Source organism: Kordiimonas sp. UBA4487, assembly GCF_002389025.1.
Lineage (GTDB): Bacteria > Pseudomonadota > Alphaproteobacteria > Sphingomonadales > Kordiimonadaceae > Kordiimonas > Kordiimonas lacus.
In genome coordinates, this window is the sequence record NZ_DGNR01000002.1 from 285,024 (window position 1) to 303,517 (window position 18,494).

Below are 18,494 nucleotides of genomic sequence, written 5' to 3' on the forward strand. Positions count from 1 at the left end.
GGGATGATCTCAGGCTCAGGCGCCCAAATAGGCCTTCAGCGGGTCGTCGCCCAGCGTGGTGTCTGTATTTTCCAAGGCAGCGAGAAACAGGGAAAACAGCTCTGCATGGGTGCCGATGTCCAGCTTGGCATAGATCTTCTTGCGGTGGACCTTCACCGTTTCCATGGAGATGGAAAGCTGATCCGCGACCGACCGTGCCGGGTGGCCGTGCATCAGCATCTGCATGATCTCGAACTCACGCGGTGTCAGGATATCCCGGCCAAAGGCCCCCAGGGCAGACTGCAGCTCCACATGCAGGCGCCGCCCCTTTTCCGTTTCCTTGTGTGCGCCGCTGCAGCGCGTGGCCATAAGCCCGCACACGACAGGCGCGATCATGCGCATGTCTTCAAGGTCGCGTGCGGAAAAGCGCGGGGCATCAATGGTCCGCGCCAGCGACAGGGCAACCACGCTGCCGTCAGCCAGACGGGCCATGAAGTTCACTTCATCATTCAGGCCTGATTGCTGGTACCAGGCTTCGAAATATTCGCTTTTGTGAAAGTCCGGCGGTGTGATCTCTTCAAGGCCCAACAAGCCGTCTTCTGACAGGTTGAGCGCAGCCTGATAGAAGGGATCAAGGATATAGAAGGCGGCGATATAGTCGTCGAAATTATTCTTGCGCCAGCTGTGGCCAGTATCGTTATGCAGGAACACGGGGCTGCTGCCCGCGCGATAGACCATCAGGATCACGCTGTTGGCCCGAAACAATGTCTTCAGGTGCACGACCAGCGATGTGACCGCCGCTTTGTCATCGCTTTCGCGCAGGATTTTTCCCAGGCATTCATGCCATGCTGTCAGGGTTTTCCGGTCCATAAAGCCTGTTGTGTTCCTTCGGTGCCTTTGGGGCGTTTGATGCAAATGCCAACCTAGCGGTGATTTATCCAATGTGCGACAGACTTTTCAAGCAGGTCCATCAATTTTGATCCGCGTCGCAGCTTGGTCAAAAGCATGATTCTGTGGGCTGCCCACTGAGGATGGGCAAGTTTCGCATGTATCAACCCAAAAAACCGACCCCCGAGAGTTGACTGATACCATCCGTATTTAACGGGTGAGAGCCTGGGATGGCGCTCCGACCAGTTTCAGCGTTTTGCGCACAGGTTTCGGAGGCTCACCGGCAACAGGGACCCCTGCTTGAAGTATCTTAAAGCCTTCGAAGAGACACCGTTTTGCGACCTTGAATTCGTTCTGCCTGCGCGGATTATCACTCCCAATTTCAACAGGATTGATTTTTTGGGGTAGAGCCTTCGCCATTTCTGGGGCGCTTCTCGTGAAAGACCATTATGCGGTTTGGGAATGACCTATAGCTATTACGGAATGTTTTTGCATAAGGTACGGATAGCGCATATTTTGGTGGGAGCCATAATCTATGCAGGACACATCTGGTGAGGCCCAAGTCAAAGCATCTGGAAAGCTTCCGCGAAATCATGCGCACCGGGTCTGTGACCGATGCGGCGCATAACCTTGGCTTGACCCAATCTGCTGTCAGCCGCCAGCTGGCGCAGCTTGAAGACCAGTTGGGCCTGGAGCTGTTCCACCGCGACAAGGGCCGCCTGACGCCGCTACCGGAAGCCGTGGAGCTGTGCCAGGAAGTGGATCTGGCGCTGTCGAGCTTCGACCGGATTGAACTTCTGGCTGATGACCTAAGGAACCTGGCCAAAGGCCAGCTGCGGGTTGTGGGGCCACCCAGCTTTGTTGAGGGCGTGCTGGCAGGCGCGATCGCCAGTTTCCTGAAAGCCTACCCGGATATCAAATTCACAGTGGATTCCCGGAACCATGAAACCATTGTGGAGCGTGCCGTGTGCCGCGCGGTGGACTGCGGCTTCCTGAAGTTGCCGGTTTCGCACCCGCATCTGTCAGTGGAACATATTGTGTCTGCGGGCACCGTATGCGTGTTCAAGAAGGGTCACCCGCTTGAGAAACGCGAGTTTGTCACCCCGCACGACCTGAAGGACCAGCCGCTGATCCTGCTGGGCAAGGGCAAGGCCTTCCAGCGCCAGATAGAAGACGCTTTCCGCGGAGCCCGCATATGGATGAATGTGAAGGCCGAAACCCACGCCATTGGCGCGTCTTGTGCGCTTGCTGCCCAGGGGGTGGGGGTGGCCTTTGTCAATGAGTTGATGGGCAGAACCTATAAGGGCCTGGGGGTCAGCCTTGTGCCGTTCCGGCCCAACATCGAACACAGCTACGCGTTCGTGACCTCGTCACAAATCCCCATGTCGCGGGCCGCGACGGCCTTCTTTAGCCACTGCAAGGCCTATTTCAAAAGTCGCTGATTTGGGCCTCCGTTATTCGCAAGTGGAATGGCCGGGCAATAATTTTTCATACTATTGAGCATTTCCAGTAATGGCCTCAGGCTTGTCCCAAGTGATGACCAGAACGGGATATGGACCAATGAATATGCAGCCTGCAGACTTATACGCGAACGGGGACCTTGAAGAAATCCTCTCCCCGACGGGCGTGCTGAAGAAGCTCTCGGCCGTTGAGCGCTACCGCTCCGGCACCCCGCTGCGGGCCTTTGATGTCAGTGTCTTCAACGGCGAGGTCAGGGCATGCATGAAGAACAATGAAGACCATCCCATTTTCAGCAGCCGCTGGGCAGATACCCAGCATGTGGTGATGATTGTGATGGATGAAATTGAACTCGCCGCCCGTATCCGGACCCTGTTCCCAACAGCGCAAGGCTTTGTGATTGAAAATATTGTTGAGTGCCATGCAAGCGAGGTTGTCTGACGTAGCCTGACTTCCGATCTCCCTCGCGCCCGCCCAACCCGTTACCCCCTGACCCTTCCTCCCAAGAAGGAACAACAGCCCTCTTCAAGGAGGCACAGCTCCAAGCACTTTCCCCTTAAAGGCGTCCCCCAGCGGCGCCTTCTTTTTTGCCAGGCCTTCAGCCCGACGTTTATGCCGCAAGTTTGGTCATGCAAAAGCGGAATGGGATAGCGCCAAATTCTCATAATATTGAATGTGCCTTGCCTCCACACTTAGGCTTTCCGGGATCTTTTGAACAAAGGGGAAAACCCCGTGTGTAACGGTTCTGGGAGGACCATAAAGATGGAGAATACAGAAATGAAACAGTCGCGCATCAGCATGCTAATGCTAGGCACGTTTCTTGGGTCCGGCGCGTTGGCGATGCCGGCGGTGGCTCAGGAACAGGATACGATGGAAACGTTCGAGGAGGTGGTGGTTACCGGCTCCCGCATTCCGCGTAAGGACATTGTTGCCAACAGCCCCGTGAATGTGGTGTCAGGTGAGGAAATCGCGCTTGCCGCGACGGTGGAAGTGGACCGCATCCTGGATGCCCTGCCGCAGACAGTCGGCAGTAACGGCCCGTCCACCAACAACCCGGGCTCCGGCTCCGCAACCGTTGACCTGCGGAACCTGGGCACAGCCCGCACGCTGGTGCTGGTGAACGGCCGCCGCATGGTGGGTAACGGTACCACGGGCGTTGTGGACCTCAACAACATCCCGCCTGCACTGATCGAACGCGTTGAGGTGGTCACCGGCGGCGCGTCTGCCGTGTATGGCTCCGACGCCATGGCGGGTGTCGTCAACTTCATCATGAAAGATGATTTCGAAGGCATGCAGGTTGGCGGCCAGTATGGCTTGACCCAGGAAGGCGACAGCGAACGCTATAATGTCGATTTCACGCTTGGCAGCAATTTGGGCGACGGGCGCGGCAACGTGACCCTCAGCGGCAACTATTTCAAGCGTGTGCAAACCAACGCGTCAGAGCGTGATTTCTCTGCCGTTCAATTTGCGGAAGATACAGACGATAACGGCAATCCGGTCTTTGTGCCGGGTGGGTCAACCACCATCCCACAGGGCCGGTTCAACTCGAACACGCTCGATAACCTTGGTATCCTTGACAGCTTCGGCACGCCCATCACTTCTGGCGGTGTCATCATTACCGACAGCGGCCAGGCCCGCACGTTCCAGGATCCGGAAGACCGCTACAATTTCGCACCGACAAACGCACTGCAGTTGCCGCTTGAGCGCTGGAACATCTCCGGCACGGCAAACTATGAGGTCACCGAAGGCGTCGAGTTCTTTACCGAACTCACGTACACCCATTCGAAAATCAACCGCCAGCTGGCGCCGACGCCTTTCTCTGAATCCGGCTTCGATTTCTCGCTGGCGAACCCCTATATGCCAACGGCCGTGCGGGACGTATTCGCCCAGATGGACACGGACGCTGACGGCATTGTTCAAAGTGGTATCCGCCGCCGGATGGAAGAGGCCGGCCCACGGATCGAGGATAACACCCGCGATATGTGGCGTGTGGTGGCAGGCCTGAACGGTGACGTTTTTGACGGCATGCGCTGGGAAGTGTTCTACAACTTCGGGCGGTCAGAAGAAAGCCAGCGCCAGCAAGGCAATATCTCCATCTCCCGCTTCCAGCAAGGCCTGCTGGTTAGCGACGGCGACCCTTCACAGTGTGCCGACACATCCAACGGCTGTGTGGTGCTGAACCCGTTTGGTGCGGGTGTGATGACCCAGGAAATGGTTGATTTCCTTACGGTTACAGCATCGAACCAGACAAACGTTCAGCAGCAGCAGGTGGGTGCCAACATCGCAGGTGATGTGATGGACCTGCCAGCAGGCCCGCTCGGTGTTGCTGTGGGTGTGGAATACCGCAAGGAAAGTGCCGAAAACTTCAATGACCCTGTGCTGCAGGCCGGCGATATTGACGGCTTCTCTGGCGGTCTCGACACCGCAGGCAGCTACAGCGTGAAAGAGATTTATCTCGAAAGCGTTATCCCGATCCTGGAAGGCGTAACAGGCGCAGAATATCTGGGTCTTGAAGCGGGCATCCGTTTCTCTGACTATTCAACTGCGGGCGGTGTCACGAGCTACAAGATCGGCGGCGAATGGCGCCCGGTCCCTGACATCAAGTTCCGTGGCCTTTACCAGCGTGCTGTGCGGGCCCCGAACATCAACGAACTGTTCCTGGGTCAATCCAACGGCTTTCCTGGCGCGACTGATTTCTGTGACATCGTCCGGAACCCAACGCGGACAGCGGCTGAGGCAGACTTCTGTGTCCAGCTGGGCGTTCCTGAGGCCAATATCGACACCTACACGCAGGACAATATCCAGATTGAAGCCCTGTTCGGCGGCAACCCGGACCTGCACGAGGAAACCTCCGACACATGGTCGATCGGCGCTGTCTATACGCCAGAGGCTGTGCCGGGGCTTCTGTTGTCAGCCGACCTCTACAGCATCAAAATCCAGGATGCGATCGCGACGTTTGGCGGTGGTCTGCAGTCCACGATCGATGCTTGCGCGGTTGCGCTTGATCTGAACGATCCTTTCTGTGCCGTGCTGACGGCCCGTGAAAGCGATGGTCAGCTGTCGAAAGTGTCGCTGTTCAACCAGAATATCGCGGCGCTTGAGACCAAGGGTGTGGACTTTAACGCAGCCTACGGGTTCGAAGCCATGGGCGGCGATTTCGACATCAAGCTTGCGGGCACGCGGCTGTTTGACTCGATCACCCAGGGCAGCCCGATCCTTGAGGCCAACGAATGCGCGGGCGCCGTGGGCGTGCGTACAATCTGTGGCCGGGCCAACCCGAAATGGCGCATGACCGGCCGGGTAACCTACCGCCGCGACGCGCTGACCGCCTCCGTGCGCTACCGCTATATCGGCAAGGTAACGGACGAACGCGTGGCCCTTGGGAACGAAGAGCCCGAGAACCTCTTCCGCCCCTATATCGGTGACCAGCATTATTTCGATGCCACGGTGAGCTACCAGTTCACGGATGACCTGTCGCTCTACACCACCATCGACAATGTCTTCAACAACAAGCCTCCGCTGATTGGGGACGCCTCGCGCGGTAACCACAACACGGATGCAGGCACCTATGATGTGCTGGGTCGCCGCTTCTCTGTGGGCTTCCGGGCCAAATTCTAAGCACCGGACCGGGCACCTGTTCGGGGTGCCCGTTTCACACAATGTTGGCTCCATGGGCCAAACGCTTCCACCCGGGTTCCGGCTGTATTCGAACCCGGGTGGAGCATCCGCTTCACAGATCAAATCGCGTAGTTGGGGAGTTCCATCTTGGTTCACATCGGCAAGGATACATCGCCGCAAGAGCTTACAGTCATGCAGGATGTCATGATCACAATGCGTGACGGCGTCCGCCTGGCAACAGACGTGTATCTCCCCAGCGCTTTTAGTGACCTCAAGTCCGGCAGATGGCCGGTCCTGATGGAACGCACGCCATATGGCAAGCAGGGGCTGAACAGGTCAGAGCGGTCTGTCGCCCACCCCGCGCCGCGCCCCAGGACAGAAATCGCCCGCTATTTCGCCCGCCACGGCTATGTGGTTGTGATGCAGGATTGCCGGGGCCGCTATGGGTCAGAAGGCACCTTTTCCAAATATTTGAATGAAGCCGAGGACGGCTTTGACACCATGGCCTGGATTGTGGACCAGCCCTGGTGCGACGGTAAGATTGGTACTTTTGGCGTGTCCTATGGCGCGCACACACAAATTTCCGCCGCCTGCCTGAATCCGCCCGGGCTTTCCGCCATGTTCATGGACTCAGGCGGTTTCGCCAGCGCCTATCATGGCGGCATCCGCCGCGGCGGCGCGTTTGAGCTGAAGCAGGTCACCTGGGCCTACAAGCATGCGCTTCTCAGCCCCAAAACAGCCGCTGACCCGGCGCGCAAAGCCGCGCTTGAAGCCGTCAGGCTGACAGACTGGTTCCACGACATGCCCTGGACGCCCGGGCATTCACCCCTGAGCGCCGCGCCGGAATATGAGGCCTACCTGTTCGAACAGTGGCAGAACGGCACATACGGGCCTTTCTGGCAGCGCCGCGGCCTGTCGGCCCTCGGGCGGTACGGTGATATGCCTGACATCCCGGTGATGGTAATGGGCAGCTGGTATGACCCCTATGTGGCCACCTCAATCACCAATTATCAGGGCCTTCGGGAGGGGCGCAAAAGCCCCGTGTTTCTGACCATGGGGCCCTGGACCCACGGGCAGCGGTCCTTTTCCTATGCCGGTGACGTGGACTTTGGCGACGACGCTGTTTTTGAACACCATTTCGGCATGGATTATCTTGACTATCGCCTGCACTGGTTTGACCGCTATCTGAAGGGCAAGGCCGACGCGATGTTTGATGAACATAAGCCGGTCAGCCTGTTTGTCATGGGCGGCGGAAGTGGCGACGCAGATGCAAGCGGGCGCCTGAGCCACGGCGGCCGGTGGCTGAGCTTCCCCGATTGGCCGGTAGGCCAGGGCGCGCCCACGGCCTTTTTCCTGACGAAAGGTGGCAGCCTGCGCCCGCAGGCGCCGCATGGGCGCGAAGCTTTTGAAGACTATATCTACGACCCCCGGCAGCCCACGCCAACCATCGGCGGCGCCGTGACATCAGGCGAGCCGCTGATGACTGGCGGGGCCTTTGATCAGCGCGAACAGGACAGCTTCTTCGGCTGCACATCGCCCGGACGGGACCTGAAGGACCGGCCTGACGTGCTGTCGTTCGAGACAGCCCCGCTTGAGGCCGACATCCGCGTCGCCGGGCCGATTGAGGCGCGGCTGTGGGTGGCGTCTGATTGCCCGGACACGGATTTCACGGTCAAGCTGGTGGATGTGTATCCCCCTGGCAAGGACTATCCAGCCGGTTTCGCCATGAATATCACCGACGGCATCCTGCGCGCGCGCTACCGCGACGATTGGGAGCATCCGGAACTGATGGAGGCTGGCCGGGTGTATGAGCTGACGATTGAACTGTTCGCCACCGCCAACCTGTTCCGCAAAGGCCACCGTATCCGGGTGGATATTGCCAGCAGCAATTTTCCGCATTTCGACCTGAACCCCAATACGGGTGAGCCGGAAGGGAACTGGACCACCACCATGCGTGCCCGGAACCGGATTTTTATGGACGAAACCCGTCCATCCCATATTCTGTTACCCATAAGCCAAGGGAAGTGACCGCCGAATGAGCCTTGAGATCAACACCCGTAAGGAAGAGGCCACTGCTGACAGCACGGCGGACATCAAGGCCGAGGCGCGCAAGAAAACCACCAATCCCATCGTGATTTTGCTGGGCATTCTGCTGCTGGCCATGGTGCTGACCTATGCGGTCGATTCTGGCCGCTATGCGCGCGACGGCAAGCTGGTTGTGCCGGGCAGCTATCAGGTGCTGGACAAAGACCGGTCGCCCGCCAGCCTGTTCGCGGTGCCAAGTGAAAGCCAGGACATCGCCAAACCCGTTGGCCTGATTGGAACCGCCATGGCGATCCCCAAGGGGCTGGACCGGGCATCGGGCCTGATCTTCATGGTGCTGATCATTGGCGGCATGTTCGGGATTTTGACCCGAACGGGCGCGATTGACGCCGGGCTTGAACGGCTGCTGAGCCTCTTTAAGGGCAATATGCTGATCTTGGTGCCGGGGCTGATGGTTGTCTTTTCCGCGGGCAGTACCTTCCTTGGGCTGGCGTCCGAATATCTGCTTGTGATCCCGGTGATGGCGGCGATGGCGGAGCGGCTGGGCATGTCCCGTATCATTGGCCTCGCGATTGTCACGGTGTCTGTGAAAGTGGGCTATCTCACGTCTGTTACCAACCCGATCCCGCTCACCATCGCGCAGCCGCTTGTCGGGTTGCAGATTTTCAGCGGCGCCGGTGTGCGTTTCGCTTTCTATCTGGTGTTCCTGGCTGTGGGCATTGCCTTCATGCTGTGGGTGGTGCGCCGCGACGCAGCCTATGGTCAGTCACAGACCATTGAATTCACAAAGGAACGCCTGAACCCGCGCCAAACTGCCAGCCTGGTTCTTTTGGTGCTGGGGGTGGCGCTTCTGGTCTATGCGTCCAACCGGTGGCATTGGCACCATGATGGCCTGTCGGCCTACTATATCGGGCTCAGTGTTGCGCTGGCTGCGGCCAGTGGCCTTGGCGCCAGCGAAGCGGCCGATGCGTTCGTTTACGGCATGAAAAAGGTGCTGATGGCCAGCTTCCTGATCGGCGTGGCGACTGCCGTGTCGATCGTGCTGTCGGAAGGGCAGGTGCTGGATACGGTCGTGCACGGCCTGACCGGCATGATCGGCGATGGCGGCGCCATCGTGGCCGCGCAGGGCATGTTTGTCTCGCAGCTTCTGCTGGATTTCCTGATCCCGTCCACCTCGGGCCAGGCGGCGGTCAGCATGCCGATTTTGGGTCCGATCGGGCAGCTTTCGGGCGTGCCGCCGCAAACCACCGTGATGGCCTTCCTGTTCGGCAATGGCCTGACCAATATGATCACGCCCACATCCGGCACGCTGCTGGCTTATCTGGCCACCGCGCAGGTGGGCTGGGGGCGCTGGGCCAAATTCATCTTCCCGCTTTGGATCATTTTCTCATTTGTCGCGATGATCCTGCTGACTGTTTCAATTGAAATCGGATTTTAGGGTTGGGTGCGGATGTCCAGCAGCTGCGGTCGAAAGGGGCGGGCATCTACTCCAAGTCGGAAGAATGTCTCCATCTCTCAAAACGCGGGCTTTGTGGGTTGCGTAATTTTTAAAGCTGCAGGAGATGCGCGCTATCCGCCTGTGATGAAGTGAGAGATATCCCCGTAGATCCGATCAACGCTTTCCAGCTCCGGGAAATGGCCCAGGTCATGATAGCGGACAATATTTCCTTTCGGGCCAAATGACAGACTGGACTGTTTGTCTGTTTGCAGATGACTGCCATCCAGATCACCCCAGAGACAGAGAAACGGCTGCTTGATCAGGGGGAGGTCAGGCCCGTCATCAGGCAAATATCGTTGGAATGCGCTGGCAAGGGCCCACCCTGCACCTTCCGCTATTGTCTGTTGCGCCATTGCGCTGAAGGGCTGGTAATAATCTTTGTTGCCGAGAACCAGCGAAAACCAAGCGGGAGCACGGTTTTTCTTCAGGAAGTTCATGACAATTTGGCCGATGAAGGGTTTCGCCAGAATCTTCTTTGGGTCTCGTGTTTTTTTCCACTGAATTTCTTCAGCCCAGGACGGGGTCTGAATCAGAACAAGACGGCTCACCAAGTCTGGGCGCCTGTTCGCAATATCAACTGCCCCTAACCCCGCGACGCAGGAAAAGGCCAGTATTGCAGACGGGCCTACAACACATTCCAGAAATTCTATGATGCTGTCATTAATGGACGGAAAGGTGAAATCCAGACCAAAGCGTGGGACAGTGAAACCCATAGCCGGGATCTCAAAAATGATGACACGAAAGTGGGAGGCATACCGGTCCAGCAATTCGTCGTAAAACTCCAGTGTCACAGGAGGGTCAGCCACAAAGACAATAGGTGTTCCTTGGCCTCTTTCACGATAGCGGTATTGTGCGGATCTTCCTTTGAAGAAACGGATGTCATCTCGGCTGTGGCCAGGAAAACCAGAGAGGACCTTCTTCATCCTGCTTTGGGCGCAGCAGGTGTCCAGGTGAGTGGCTAATCTTGAAAAAAGAGGCATATTGGCCATGAAGCAAATCTTTCGTTGAAGTGAGCAGTTCAATGTGACTTTGGTGCGGACGCCGCAGAAAAGCTGTAGGTATGGGCGTGGTGTCTGAGCCTCCAAATTACCGAAGTTCCTGTCCAACTCCCTGTGTGCTGTTCTTATCTCTCGACAATTCTAGAATCACTTTCAGTAAGATGTTTGCGCCATTTAGAAGGTCTGGCGTGGGCGTATGTTCCCTCGGGTTGTGGCTGATGCCATCTTCGCTTTGCACAAAAATCATGGCAGATGGGCAAATGCGAGCCATCATCTGTGCGTCATGGCCGGCACCTGATGTCATCCTTAGTGTCGTCAATCCATCGTTCTGGGCTATCTTTTCAATCATGGCGACAATTTCAGGGGCAAATTCGGCCGGCTCAAATCGAGCCAGCCTTTCACATTCGATCTTTAGTCCAGAATCTGCGGCCAGTTCAGATAGAAAATGCTTCAAGTCTTGCTCCAGTTTCCGGAGTTCTTGTTCTGACGGGTCTCGTAGATCGACGGTCAGGGTTGTCTGGGAGGGCACAACATTAATCGCATTCGGTCTGAAGGACAGGGTTCCAACAGTGGCAACGCTTGTTTCAGAGCGGCATGCGGTTTCGTGCAGGTAAGTGATAACCTTGGCAGCCGCGACACCTGCATCCTTACGCATCGACATTGGCGTCGTACCCGCATGATTGGCTTGTCCATTGATGGTTACCCGCTGCCATGAAATTCCTTGCAGGTTTTCCACCACCCCGATGTCAATTCCCTTGCGTTCAAGTATGGGCCCCTGTTCGATATGCAGTTCAAGATATGCATACGGCGTTACAAAGCCTGGTTGGTTTTCGCCCAGGTAGCCAATCCGGCGCAATTCATCGCCAAGGACAGTGCCATCGGTGCCAACGGTCGCGAGCGCTTCATCCAAAGGTAAGCCACCGGCATAGACCAGAGAGCCCATCATGTCGGGCGCATACCGAACGCCTTCTTCATTTGAAAATGCTGCTACCATGAGCGGCCTGGAAGCTGTGTGCCCCGCCTCTTGAAGGCTTTGGATAACTTCAAGGCCAGCGATCACGCCATAACAGCCGTCCAGAATGCCGGCATTTATTGGAGTGTCAATGTGAGACCCGATCATGAGCGGGGAAAGATCATGGCCTTGAGGGGGCTTCCAAAGGCCGAAGATGTTTCCAATGCCATCAATTTTGACTTCTAGGCCAGCTTCTTCCAGCCAACTGACCAACAAGTCACGTCCGGCTCTGTCTTCATCTGATGCTGCCAGTCGTGTCAAAACACCGGACTGGCTTCTTCCTGTCGCCCCAAGTTGTTCTAGTCGAGATAGCAACCGATCAGCATTGAGTGTTATATTTTTCCTGTTCACGCGTCTTGCTCCGGCACATCCGATAAACGGCTATGATTGGTTAGTAGGTCGGCATAGAGCTTTGGGGCTGTTGCGCCTTCTGTGTTGATTGCGAGGATGCGTGATTGATGATCAATTCCCAAAACTTTTCTGTGGTCTGGGTTCGATGCAACCTGCAAAAAGCCGGCAAGCCCAGCGCCGCCGCTTTCTCCAGAAACAATGTGTGGGTCGTTCCCATAAGGCTTCGCCAGTAGGCGTAACGCGTTTATTGCCGCTTCATCTTCAATGGATAGCGTAGCTGTGGCCGTATGGGTGAGAATCTTCCAAGCCAGATGGGAAGGCTCATAGCATTCCAACATGGCCATTACAGTCGAAGTCTCATCGCTAACCTTATGTGGAGAACCTTGTTGAATGCCAGCTTGGATACATGCAGCGCTTTCAGGTTCCACAACAATAATCTTGGGGCATCTTTCGCCTAATGCTGATTTGAAAAATGCTGAAATGGCCGCAGCCATTCCGCCAACTCCCGCTTGTAAAAAGACATGAGTTGGGGGCTTCTGAAGATGCTGGAGCATTTCCTGAGCGAGAATAGTGTATCCCTGCATGACGGTAAGAGGCACCTCTTCATATCCAGGCCATGAAGTATCCGATATCAGGCTCCATCCATTTGCCTTGGCTATTGTTTCTGCGTATTTAATGGCATCGTCATAAGTGCCATCCACATAATGTAGCTTTGCACCAAACTGAGCGATCGCATCGGCGCGTTCAGGATTTACATCTCGGTGAAGGAAAATGTGGGCGCGGGCACCTATTTTCTTTGCGCCATAGGCCACGGACTTTCCATGATTGCCATCGGTAGCGCAGGCTACAGTGATGGCCGCAGCAATCGCGCGGGAGGTCGGGTTTTGATATGTAACCTGATCGGGTTTTAGGTCATCAAGTGCGCCAAGCTTTTCCTCAAAATGGCGGAACACTGCATAGGCCCCGCCCAGGGCCTTGAAGCTTCCCAAGCCTAACCGGTGGGCTTCGTCTTTGATGGCAATCGAGGCAACACCAAACTCGTCAGCCAGATTATGCATCTGATGTAAAGGTGTGGCATTGAGTTCGCTACCCACGGCCCTGAATGATTTGATGACATCCTGGCAAGTTGCTTCTGTGAAAGCCTGCTGAATCTCGTTAGGGAGCGCTTTCTGGCTGTTTGGGTGGTTGTTAAGAAGGAGCATGGGACACTCTTGATTGTTATTGCTGGTTAGCCGAGAGCCGCAGCGAGTTTGCGGCCAAATGTTGCAAGGTCATGACCGTCTGGTGAGCTATGGTCTGGGTTTATTTCACACACCGTCAGTGCCGTCAGGTTTGGGGCCTCCAAGATCGCAGAGAGCGCCGTCATGACAGTATCAAGCCGGAGGGCCTGCTTTCTTCGAACGTTCTCGGCAATCGGAAAATCTTCAAAATCAATGATGTCGACATCAAGGTGAACAACGAGTTTTTCAAACCTTGAAGCCCAGTTGCGTGCGGCTTTACCGATCGCTACTGGGGCATCTGTGACTTCAGTTGCTGAGAACATTTTGATTTTGTTGCTAGTGATAACTTCCTGTTCGTGTGGCTTTATATTTCCAGCTCCGAAGAGACAAACCTGATCCATACCTAACATTGGTATATGTGGTCCCAGGCTTCGCAATTTTTCGACCGTGCCATCAAGGCCAAGCATGTGCGCGACCCCCATCCAGTCAAGTGCGCCATCGGTGGTTGTTTCAGGTGTGTTTAAATCTGCGTCGAAATCGATATAAATCATGCCGACATCGTTGGTTGATTGCAGGGCGCCGGCGACCACACCCAGTTCAACTGTGCAGTCACCACCAATGACCAGCGCGATACAGTTGTTTGCGTGCGCCCGGGCGACGAGGGGGGCCAGTTGCGTGGCCGTGGCATGAATCTTGTCAACATTCATTGCCTTTGGTGACTGTCGGTCTGCCGTCCAACGGAAGTGTTCAGTGTCTCCGTAGTCGTGGCATGTATGCCCAGCGGACTGCAGAAGACTGATCAAGCCGGCTCTCCTGAAAGCGGATGGGGTTTTCTCTTGTCCGGGAGCATAGGCCCCAGCGCTACTGGGAGCGCCGATCAATGCTATTGGTTTCATTGGAATTCCTTATTGTTGGGGGATAGTACAGGTGGCGGCTGTTTTTGGTGCCGCCTGTTTCATTCGTGTGCCGGTTATGAGGGCCGCTGCTCCAAACATTATGGCTGCGCCGAGGTATTGGACAGGCTCCATTGTTTCATCGAGCATTACATTCCCTGCGACCAGGGCAATAATCGGGGCGATGAATGCATAGAGGCCAGCACGCAATGCGCCCCAAACCTTTATAAGGTGCATGTACAGGGTAAAGGCGATGAGCGAGCCTGCCACGACCAGAAAAAGCCAGCTAATTAAAGCTGTTGGTTCTGCCAGAGCGATAAGCGTGTGAGCGCCGATGGTTTCCCTGGCAAATGACCACATCAAGAGACCAATTCCGCCTAACAATGAAGTTGTCGTGCTGATTGTTTGTGTTGATAAGTCACTGAGCCAGCGTTTGGTGAGTACCGCGCCAAGGCAGGCAGAAAGAGTGCCTGTGACAATGGCTGAAATGCCAAGAGCATTGGCGGTTTGCCCATTCTGAAGTTCCGGAAGGAACATAATTATCAGGCCTGCAGTGCCTATAACCACGCCAGCGATATTTGGGACCGTCAGCTGTTCCTGTTTTCCTAAAACGCCAAACAACAGCAGTCCGATGGGGACCAACGATAGGTTGATGACTGCCGCAAGACCTGACGATGTTTGGGCCATGCCCCAGTAAAGAGGACCGTAGCAAAAGGAAATCAGGAATATGGAAACAACTGACAGCTTGAGTGCGGCCCTGCACAATGATGCCCACTGCAGACGCGGATAAAAAATTACAGCCAGAATCACTCCAGCAACCACAAAGCGTGTCCCTGCAAAAAAGAGCGGAGGGACGGAATGTGCGCCAAGTTTGATCGAAACCCAAGTTAGTCCCCAGATTATCGAGATAAGAGCGAGAATAAGTGCTGGGTACCGCATGGCGTTATACTCCTAACAAGATTGTAACCGTTATTAGTCATTTTGACAGTTACATGAAAACATGGTAACCTGCAAACATATTTAAAGAGGTTACTGTGATGAATTTTTCTCCTGACACCCGATTTGGCGGGCAAGCTATTGGAAACGAATATTTTTTTGAGTTAACGGGCGGCTCTATGGCGTTAGACTTTGTCAACACGCTTGATGAGCGCGAAGGGCGGGAAAGGGAACTTATCTCTGATATTTCGCGACTGGCTCAGTGGGCTGTTCAAGCTGGGGCTCTATCGGCTCAGCAAGTCGAGGCAGCTGTTAAGGTGTCAGGAGAAGGTTCAGACTTGCTTCTTTCGGACGCCAAATGCCTGAGAGAAGATCTGTTTCATTTGTTCTCTTGTGTTGTCAGCGGGCGAAAGGTTTCACCGGATATGATGGAAGCTTTCAACCGCTGGAGGAAAGAAACCTGTGAAAATAGCGCCATTGAATTTAGAGATGGTGCGTTCGTTTTGACATTCGGCGGGGCAAGCCCCTCCTTGCGATCAGTGTTATGGAAAATTGTGCAAGATGCAGAAAGTATTCTTTTGGATCCTGAGCGTGTTAGCCGAGTTCGCCAATGCCAGGGGCACCAGTGCGCCTGGATGTTCTTGGACTATAGCCGTCAAAAAAACCGCCGTTGGTGCGATATGACAGTTTGCGGAAACAGGGCCAAGGTAAAGCGGTTTCGCGCGAAATCCTGATCGCATTTGATGGGTTTCGTTTCATTGTGTGTGTTCCGCGATGCAGCTGAGATAAGCTGTGTTTTTCAAAATTACTGATTGAACAAGTTCTTCCGCGTCTCCTTATCATGTTCCTAAGTTGTGCTTGGATAATGCTTGCAAGCTATCTCCGTGCTTTTCAGTGTATTCGTTCGGTAATGTAGCTGCTGTTGTCATGCGAGTGGACGTCGCAGTGCCTGGCAAGGGAGCGGCCCAGCTGCGAGTAGGCAGCCGGGCCGCGGGTCATCATCCACACGAAGGGGTTGTGGGAAGGATGATGCCTTCATCTGCGCTTTGGAGGGCTGGGAAGGCCTGGGTTGCAGCGCAGCGAAGCAGGCTCCGGCTTAAGGCCGGCAATTGCTGGAAGCCTACGACGACTTCAAGTCCGATGACGCGGCCACGCTTCAGCATAGAGAATGTGCCAGCCTCAGGCTTATCGGGAGCGCCCCTCCCACCACGAGACCAAAAAAGCGCCCACCAGCGGTCACAGTTGTGGCTGAGCTGCCGTACTGATGCAGGCGACGCAGCACTTCTTGTTCTGATGCGGGCTTTCCGGCAATGGCGCGTCCAGTTTCTCCATCGCTTCAAGGCTATCTATGCTTGGGAAGACCCTTCGGTTAGCAAGGGACGAAAGATAGTCAAATGAGTATACTTTTGCCTGCTCCAGCAGGGAGAAATCGCGGGTCATTGGATTAACTCCTTGATCGAACTAAACGCGCACAAAAACTCCCAGTAGTGTCTGGCGTGAAGCTCGCAAATGGGTGCGTTTTGCTTGGGCCTGTGTAGGGTAACCTTGCGGTCCCAATGGGGCGAGTTTGTTGGGGGCGGTCTCAATTGTCTGCGAGGGATGTCGGCACGCCTGTTAGGGGCTGGGCGTGCCGACTTTTCGGAGGCTTATTGTTAGGGTTAGTTGTGTGGGTGCTCTTGCGCCTCCTTTACAAGAGCTGGGAGGTCTGCAAGGCCTGACTGTTGTGGGGGGAGGTGGCCGGACAATACAATCTGATGGGCTTCCGATTTAACGTTTTCAACGGCCCGAGAAAATTTGTCATCATCCAACATGCTTAACCAGGGCGCGTCTATCTGTGCCCACTGCATGAGGCCAGTTCGCAGGTCAACTGCAGGGATGTCTTCCGCTTGCATATATTGTTGTGACAGCAGTGCGCCAAAGGCATCTGCGGCGAACAAGGTTTTGTTCTTGGCGTCGGAGAACCCCATGGTTTCTGGCGCATCGTAATAGAGTGGGCGAACGGCGGTTAGGGCTCGGTCCTGAGTTTCAAGGGATTGTCCGATCTCCAGCATATGAAAGTGTTCGGGAGCACAGCCAAGCATATTCATTTTTCCCATGCCAAGGAAATTTGTGACAACCTCGGCTTTTGGGGCCCGTGCCAAGACAGAGGTGAGGTTTCCAATGTGATCAGCATCTGTGTGAGAGATCCATATCCAGCGGAGTTGCTCCGGCGGAAGAATGCTATCCAGGGCCTTCAGGAATTGGTCTTTGAGCGCGGAAAGGCCAGTGTCCACCAATATCGGCTCTTTTCCCAGAAGAAGAAAGGAATTAACAGGTAGCATGCCTGCGCCAGGTACAGGTAACCAAGACGGTAAACAGATGATGTCGGCTGCCACATGAAAAGGGGGCGCCATCGTCGGTTCGGTATGGGGGGTGCTAGGTTGATTGTGGGTACTCATCACAAACTCGCCTGTTTATTTAAATGAACACATTTGATCATTTAATGTGATATACTGTCCAGATTAGTCGAGTCAATAATTTATTAAACAGTGGTGTTCATTTAATGTCCAAGCGAAAATATCAGATGACCCGTCGGGCTCAGGCTCAGGAGGAGACCAAAGGGCGAATTGTGGATGCAATCATTGCGCTTCATGAACGCGTGGGCCCGAAGGCCACAACTGTGACAGCAATTGCTGAAGAGGCAGGTGTCCAGCGTCTAACCGTTTACAAGTACTTCCCAGATGAAGAGGCTCAGCTGAAGGCGTGCACTTCTCGGTGGACCGACCAGAACCCCAGGCCCAGCGCTGAGGAATGGATGGGCTATGACGACCTGATCAGTCGCTGCGAGGCAGCGCTTTCTTCACTGTATGCCTATTACGGGCGTACGGCGCCAATGTGGCATCAGACATACAGAGACAAGGATGACGTACCGCCACTTGCAAATGCTCTGGAGGGGTTCGAAGGATTCTTGGCAGACGTTAGCAAGGACATTTTGGCTGTCGCAGAACATGTCACGCCCGAGCTTCAGGTGACGGTTGCTCACCTGCTTGCGTTTCCGACATGGGCATCTCTAAATCAGGCGTGTAATTCTGATGAACAGATGCTGGCGCTGGTCATTCAATGGGTTCGTGCTGTTGCGAAGGGGCAGGGCTAGTGCGCCTAACCTAATCCCCAGGGGTTTCTGTGTCGAACCCTGTGCCAGGCTGTTCTTTGCTCAGGTAGGCGTCACCCCAGTTTTTAAGCTGCATAATGAGCGGGGCCAGGGTTCGGCCTCTTTCTGTCAGGCTATATTCTACCCGTGGCGGCACAACAGGGTATACCTTTCGGTGGACCAAACCGTCCCCTTCCAGCTCTCTCAGTTGGCGGGTTAGCATGCGTTGAGTGATCTTTGGCATGAGCTTCCCGAGTTCTCCAAATCGGAGGGTTTCAGGGACGAGGTGATACAGAATTACACCCTTCCATTTGCCTCCAATCACTTCAAGGGTGGCTTCGACGCCGCAGAAGGTATGGTCATTTCTCTGTCCAATTTTTGCTCGCACCAATGCCTCCTTAGTATACAAAGTGATAGTATAAACCAAAAATGTGCATACTTTAAATTTTGTTCCTAAGGGCATATGTCAA

Annotated in this window: 16 protein-coding genes; 7 read left to right on the forward strand and 9 right to left on the reverse strand. The window is 55.1% G+C overall.

Annotated elements, in window-relative coordinates:
• Positions 1–15: 15 nt before the first annotated feature.
• Entirely contained in the window at positions 16–849 is an 834-nt protein-coding gene (locus B3Z17_RS01270) for a LuxR C-terminal-related transcriptional regulator (RefSeq protein ID WP_286828229.1), read from the reverse strand.
• Positions 850–1,418: 569 nt separating this feature from the next.
• Between B3Z17_RS01270 and B3Z17_RS01275 the strand changes: the two genes are divergently transcribed.
• The 5 genes from B3Z17_RS01275 (at position 1,419) to B3Z17_RS01295 (ending at position 9,424) form a co-directional block, all read left to right on the forward strand.
• Positions 1,419–2,309, forward strand: a complete 891-nt coding sequence (locus tag B3Z17_RS01275; protein WP_286828230.1) for a LysR family transcriptional regulator — start codon at positions 1,419–1,421, stop codon at positions 2,307–2,309.
• A 118-nt stretch (positions 2,310–2,427) separates the two neighbouring features.
• A complete protein-coding gene (locus B3Z17_RS01280; protein ID WP_286828231.1) occupies positions 2,428–2,766 on the forward strand; it encodes a hypothetical protein in 339 nt (112 codons plus the stop codon).
• Positions 2,767–3,087: 321 nt separating this feature from the next.
• Positions 3,088–5,943: a TonB-dependent receptor plug domain-containing protein gene (locus B3Z17_RS01285; protein WP_286828232.1), complete on the forward strand. Its 2,856-nt coding sequence runs from the start codon at positions 3,088–3,090 to the stop codon at positions 5,941–5,943.
• A gap of 147 nt (positions 5,944–6,090) precedes the next feature.
• Positions 6,091–7,971 (forward strand): CocE/NonD family hydrolase, encoded by a 1,881-nt coding sequence (locus B3Z17_RS01290; protein ID WP_286828233.1) that lies wholly within the window; start codon positions 6,091–6,093, stop codon positions 7,969–7,971.
• A gap of 7 nt (positions 7,972–7,978) precedes the next feature.
• Positions 7,979–9,424 (forward strand): YfcC family protein, encoded by a 1,446-nt coding sequence (locus B3Z17_RS01295; RefSeq protein WP_286828234.1) that lies wholly within the window; start codon positions 7,979–7,981, stop codon positions 9,422–9,424.
• A gap of 131 nt (positions 9,425–9,555) precedes the next feature.
• Here B3Z17_RS01295 and B3Z17_RS01300 read toward each other — a convergent pair whose 3' ends face one another.
• The 5 genes from B3Z17_RS01300 to B3Z17_RS01320 form a co-directional block, all read right to left on the reverse strand.
• Positions 9,556–10,473, reverse strand: a complete 918-nt coding sequence (locus B3Z17_RS01300; protein ID WP_286828235.1) for an alpha/beta fold hydrolase — start codon at positions 10,471–10,473, stop codon at positions 9,556–9,558.
• 97 nt (positions 10,474–10,570) lie between these two features.
• Positions 10,571–11,845, reverse strand: a complete 1,275-nt coding sequence (locus tag B3Z17_RS01305) for a Zn-dependent hydrolase (RefSeq protein ID WP_286828236.1) — start codon at positions 11,843–11,845, stop codon at positions 10,571–10,573.
• Entirely contained in the window at positions 11,842–13,047 is a 1,206-nt protein-coding gene (locus B3Z17_RS01310) for a diaminopropionate ammonia-lyase (protein WP_286828238.1), read from the reverse strand. The genes B3Z17_RS01305 and B3Z17_RS01310 overlap by 4 nt, the downstream gene beginning before the upstream one ends.
• 26 nt (positions 13,048–13,073) lie before the next feature.
• A complete protein-coding gene (locus B3Z17_RS01315) occupies positions 13,074–13,961 on the reverse strand; it encodes an arginase family protein (protein WP_286828239.1) in 888 nt (295 codons plus the stop codon).
• A gap of 9 nt (positions 13,962–13,970) precedes the next feature.
• Complete coding sequence (locus B3Z17_RS01320) at positions 13,971–14,897, reverse strand: DMT family transporter (RefSeq protein ID WP_286828240.1); 927 nt, start codon at positions 14,895–14,897, stop codon at positions 13,971–13,973.
• A gap of 98 nt (positions 14,898–14,995) precedes the next feature.
• Between B3Z17_RS01320 and B3Z17_RS01325 the strand changes: the two genes are divergently transcribed.
• A complete protein-coding gene (locus B3Z17_RS01325; RefSeq protein WP_286828255.1) occupies positions 14,996–15,628 on the forward strand; it encodes a CGNR zinc finger domain-containing protein in 633 nt (210 codons plus the stop codon).
• A 502-nt stretch (positions 15,629–16,130) separates the two neighbouring features.
• Here the strand turns inward: B3Z17_RS01325 and B3Z17_RS01330 are convergent.
• Both B3Z17_RS01330 and B3Z17_RS01335 read right to left on the reverse strand, forming a co-directional pair.
• Positions 16,131–16,334: a hypothetical protein gene (locus B3Z17_RS01330; RefSeq protein ID WP_286828241.1), complete on the reverse strand. Its 204-nt coding sequence runs from the start codon at positions 16,332–16,334 to the stop codon at positions 16,131–16,133.
• Positions 16,335–16,552: 218 nt separating this feature from the next.
• The gene (locus B3Z17_RS01335; RefSeq protein ID WP_286828242.1) at positions 16,553–17,332 is read right to left on the reverse strand and encodes an MBL fold metallo-hydrolase; all 780 of its coding nucleotides are present in this window, start codon (positions 17,330–17,332) and stop codon (positions 16,553–16,555) included.
• A 125-nt stretch (positions 17,333–17,457) separates the two neighbouring features.
• Between B3Z17_RS01335 and B3Z17_RS01340 the strand changes: the two genes are divergently transcribed.
• Positions 17,458–18,027: a TetR/AcrR family transcriptional regulator gene (locus B3Z17_RS01340; RefSeq protein ID WP_286828243.1), complete on the forward strand. Its 570-nt coding sequence runs from the start codon at positions 17,458–17,460 to the stop codon at positions 18,025–18,027.
• A gap of 10 nt (positions 18,028–18,037) precedes the next feature.
• Here B3Z17_RS01340 and B3Z17_RS01345 read toward each other — a convergent pair whose 3' ends face one another.
• Entirely contained in the window at positions 18,038–18,412 is a 375-nt protein-coding gene (locus B3Z17_RS01345; protein ID WP_068305205.1) for a winged helix-turn-helix transcriptional regulator, read from the reverse strand.
• Between the last annotated feature and the right edge of the window lie 82 nt (positions 18,413–18,494).

Coding starts and splice junctions, on each gene's coding strand:
- B3Z17_RS01270 (WP_286828229.1), bottom strand. CDS start 849: ATGGACCGGAAAACCCTGACAGCATGGCATGAATGCCTGGGAAAAATC.
- B3Z17_RS01280 (WP_286828231.1), top strand. CDS start 2,428: ATGAATATGCAGCCTGCAGACTTATACGCGAACGGGGACCTTGAAGAA.
- B3Z17_RS01285 (WP_286828232.1), top strand. CDS start 3,088: ATGGAGAATACAGAAATGAAACAGTCGCGCATCAGCATGCTAATGCTA.
- B3Z17_RS01295 (WP_286828234.1), top strand. CDS start 7,979: ATGAGCCTTGAGATCAACACCCGTAAGGAAGAGGCCACTGCTGACAGC.
- B3Z17_RS01300 (WP_286828235.1), bottom strand. CDS start 10,473: ATGGCCAATATGCCTCTTTTTTCAAGATTAGCCACTCACCTGGACACC.
- B3Z17_RS01310 (WP_286828238.1), bottom strand. CDS start 13,047: ATGCTCCTTCTTAACAACCACCCAAACAGCCAGAAAGCGCTCCCTAAC.
- B3Z17_RS01315 (WP_286828239.1), bottom strand. CDS start 13,961: ATGAAACCAATAGCATTGATCGGCGCTCCCAGTAGCGCTGGGGCCTAT.
- B3Z17_RS01320 (WP_286828240.1), bottom strand. CDS start 14,897: ATGCGGTACCCAGCACTTATTCTCGCTCTTATCTCGATAATCTGGGGA.
- B3Z17_RS01325 (WP_286828255.1), top strand. CDS start 14,996: ATGAATTTTTCTCCTGACACCCGATTTGGCGGGCAAGCTATTGGAAAC.
- B3Z17_RS01330 (WP_286828241.1), bottom strand. CDS start 16,334: ATGACCCGCGATTTCTCCCTGCTGGAGCAGGCAAAAGTATACTCATTT.
- B3Z17_RS01335 (WP_286828242.1), bottom strand. CDS start 17,332: ATGAGTACCCACAATCAACCTAGCACCCCCCATACCGAACCGACGATG.
- B3Z17_RS01340 (WP_286828243.1), top strand. CDS start 17,458: ATGACCCGTCGGGCTCAGGCTCAGGAGGAGACCAAAGGGCGAATTGTG.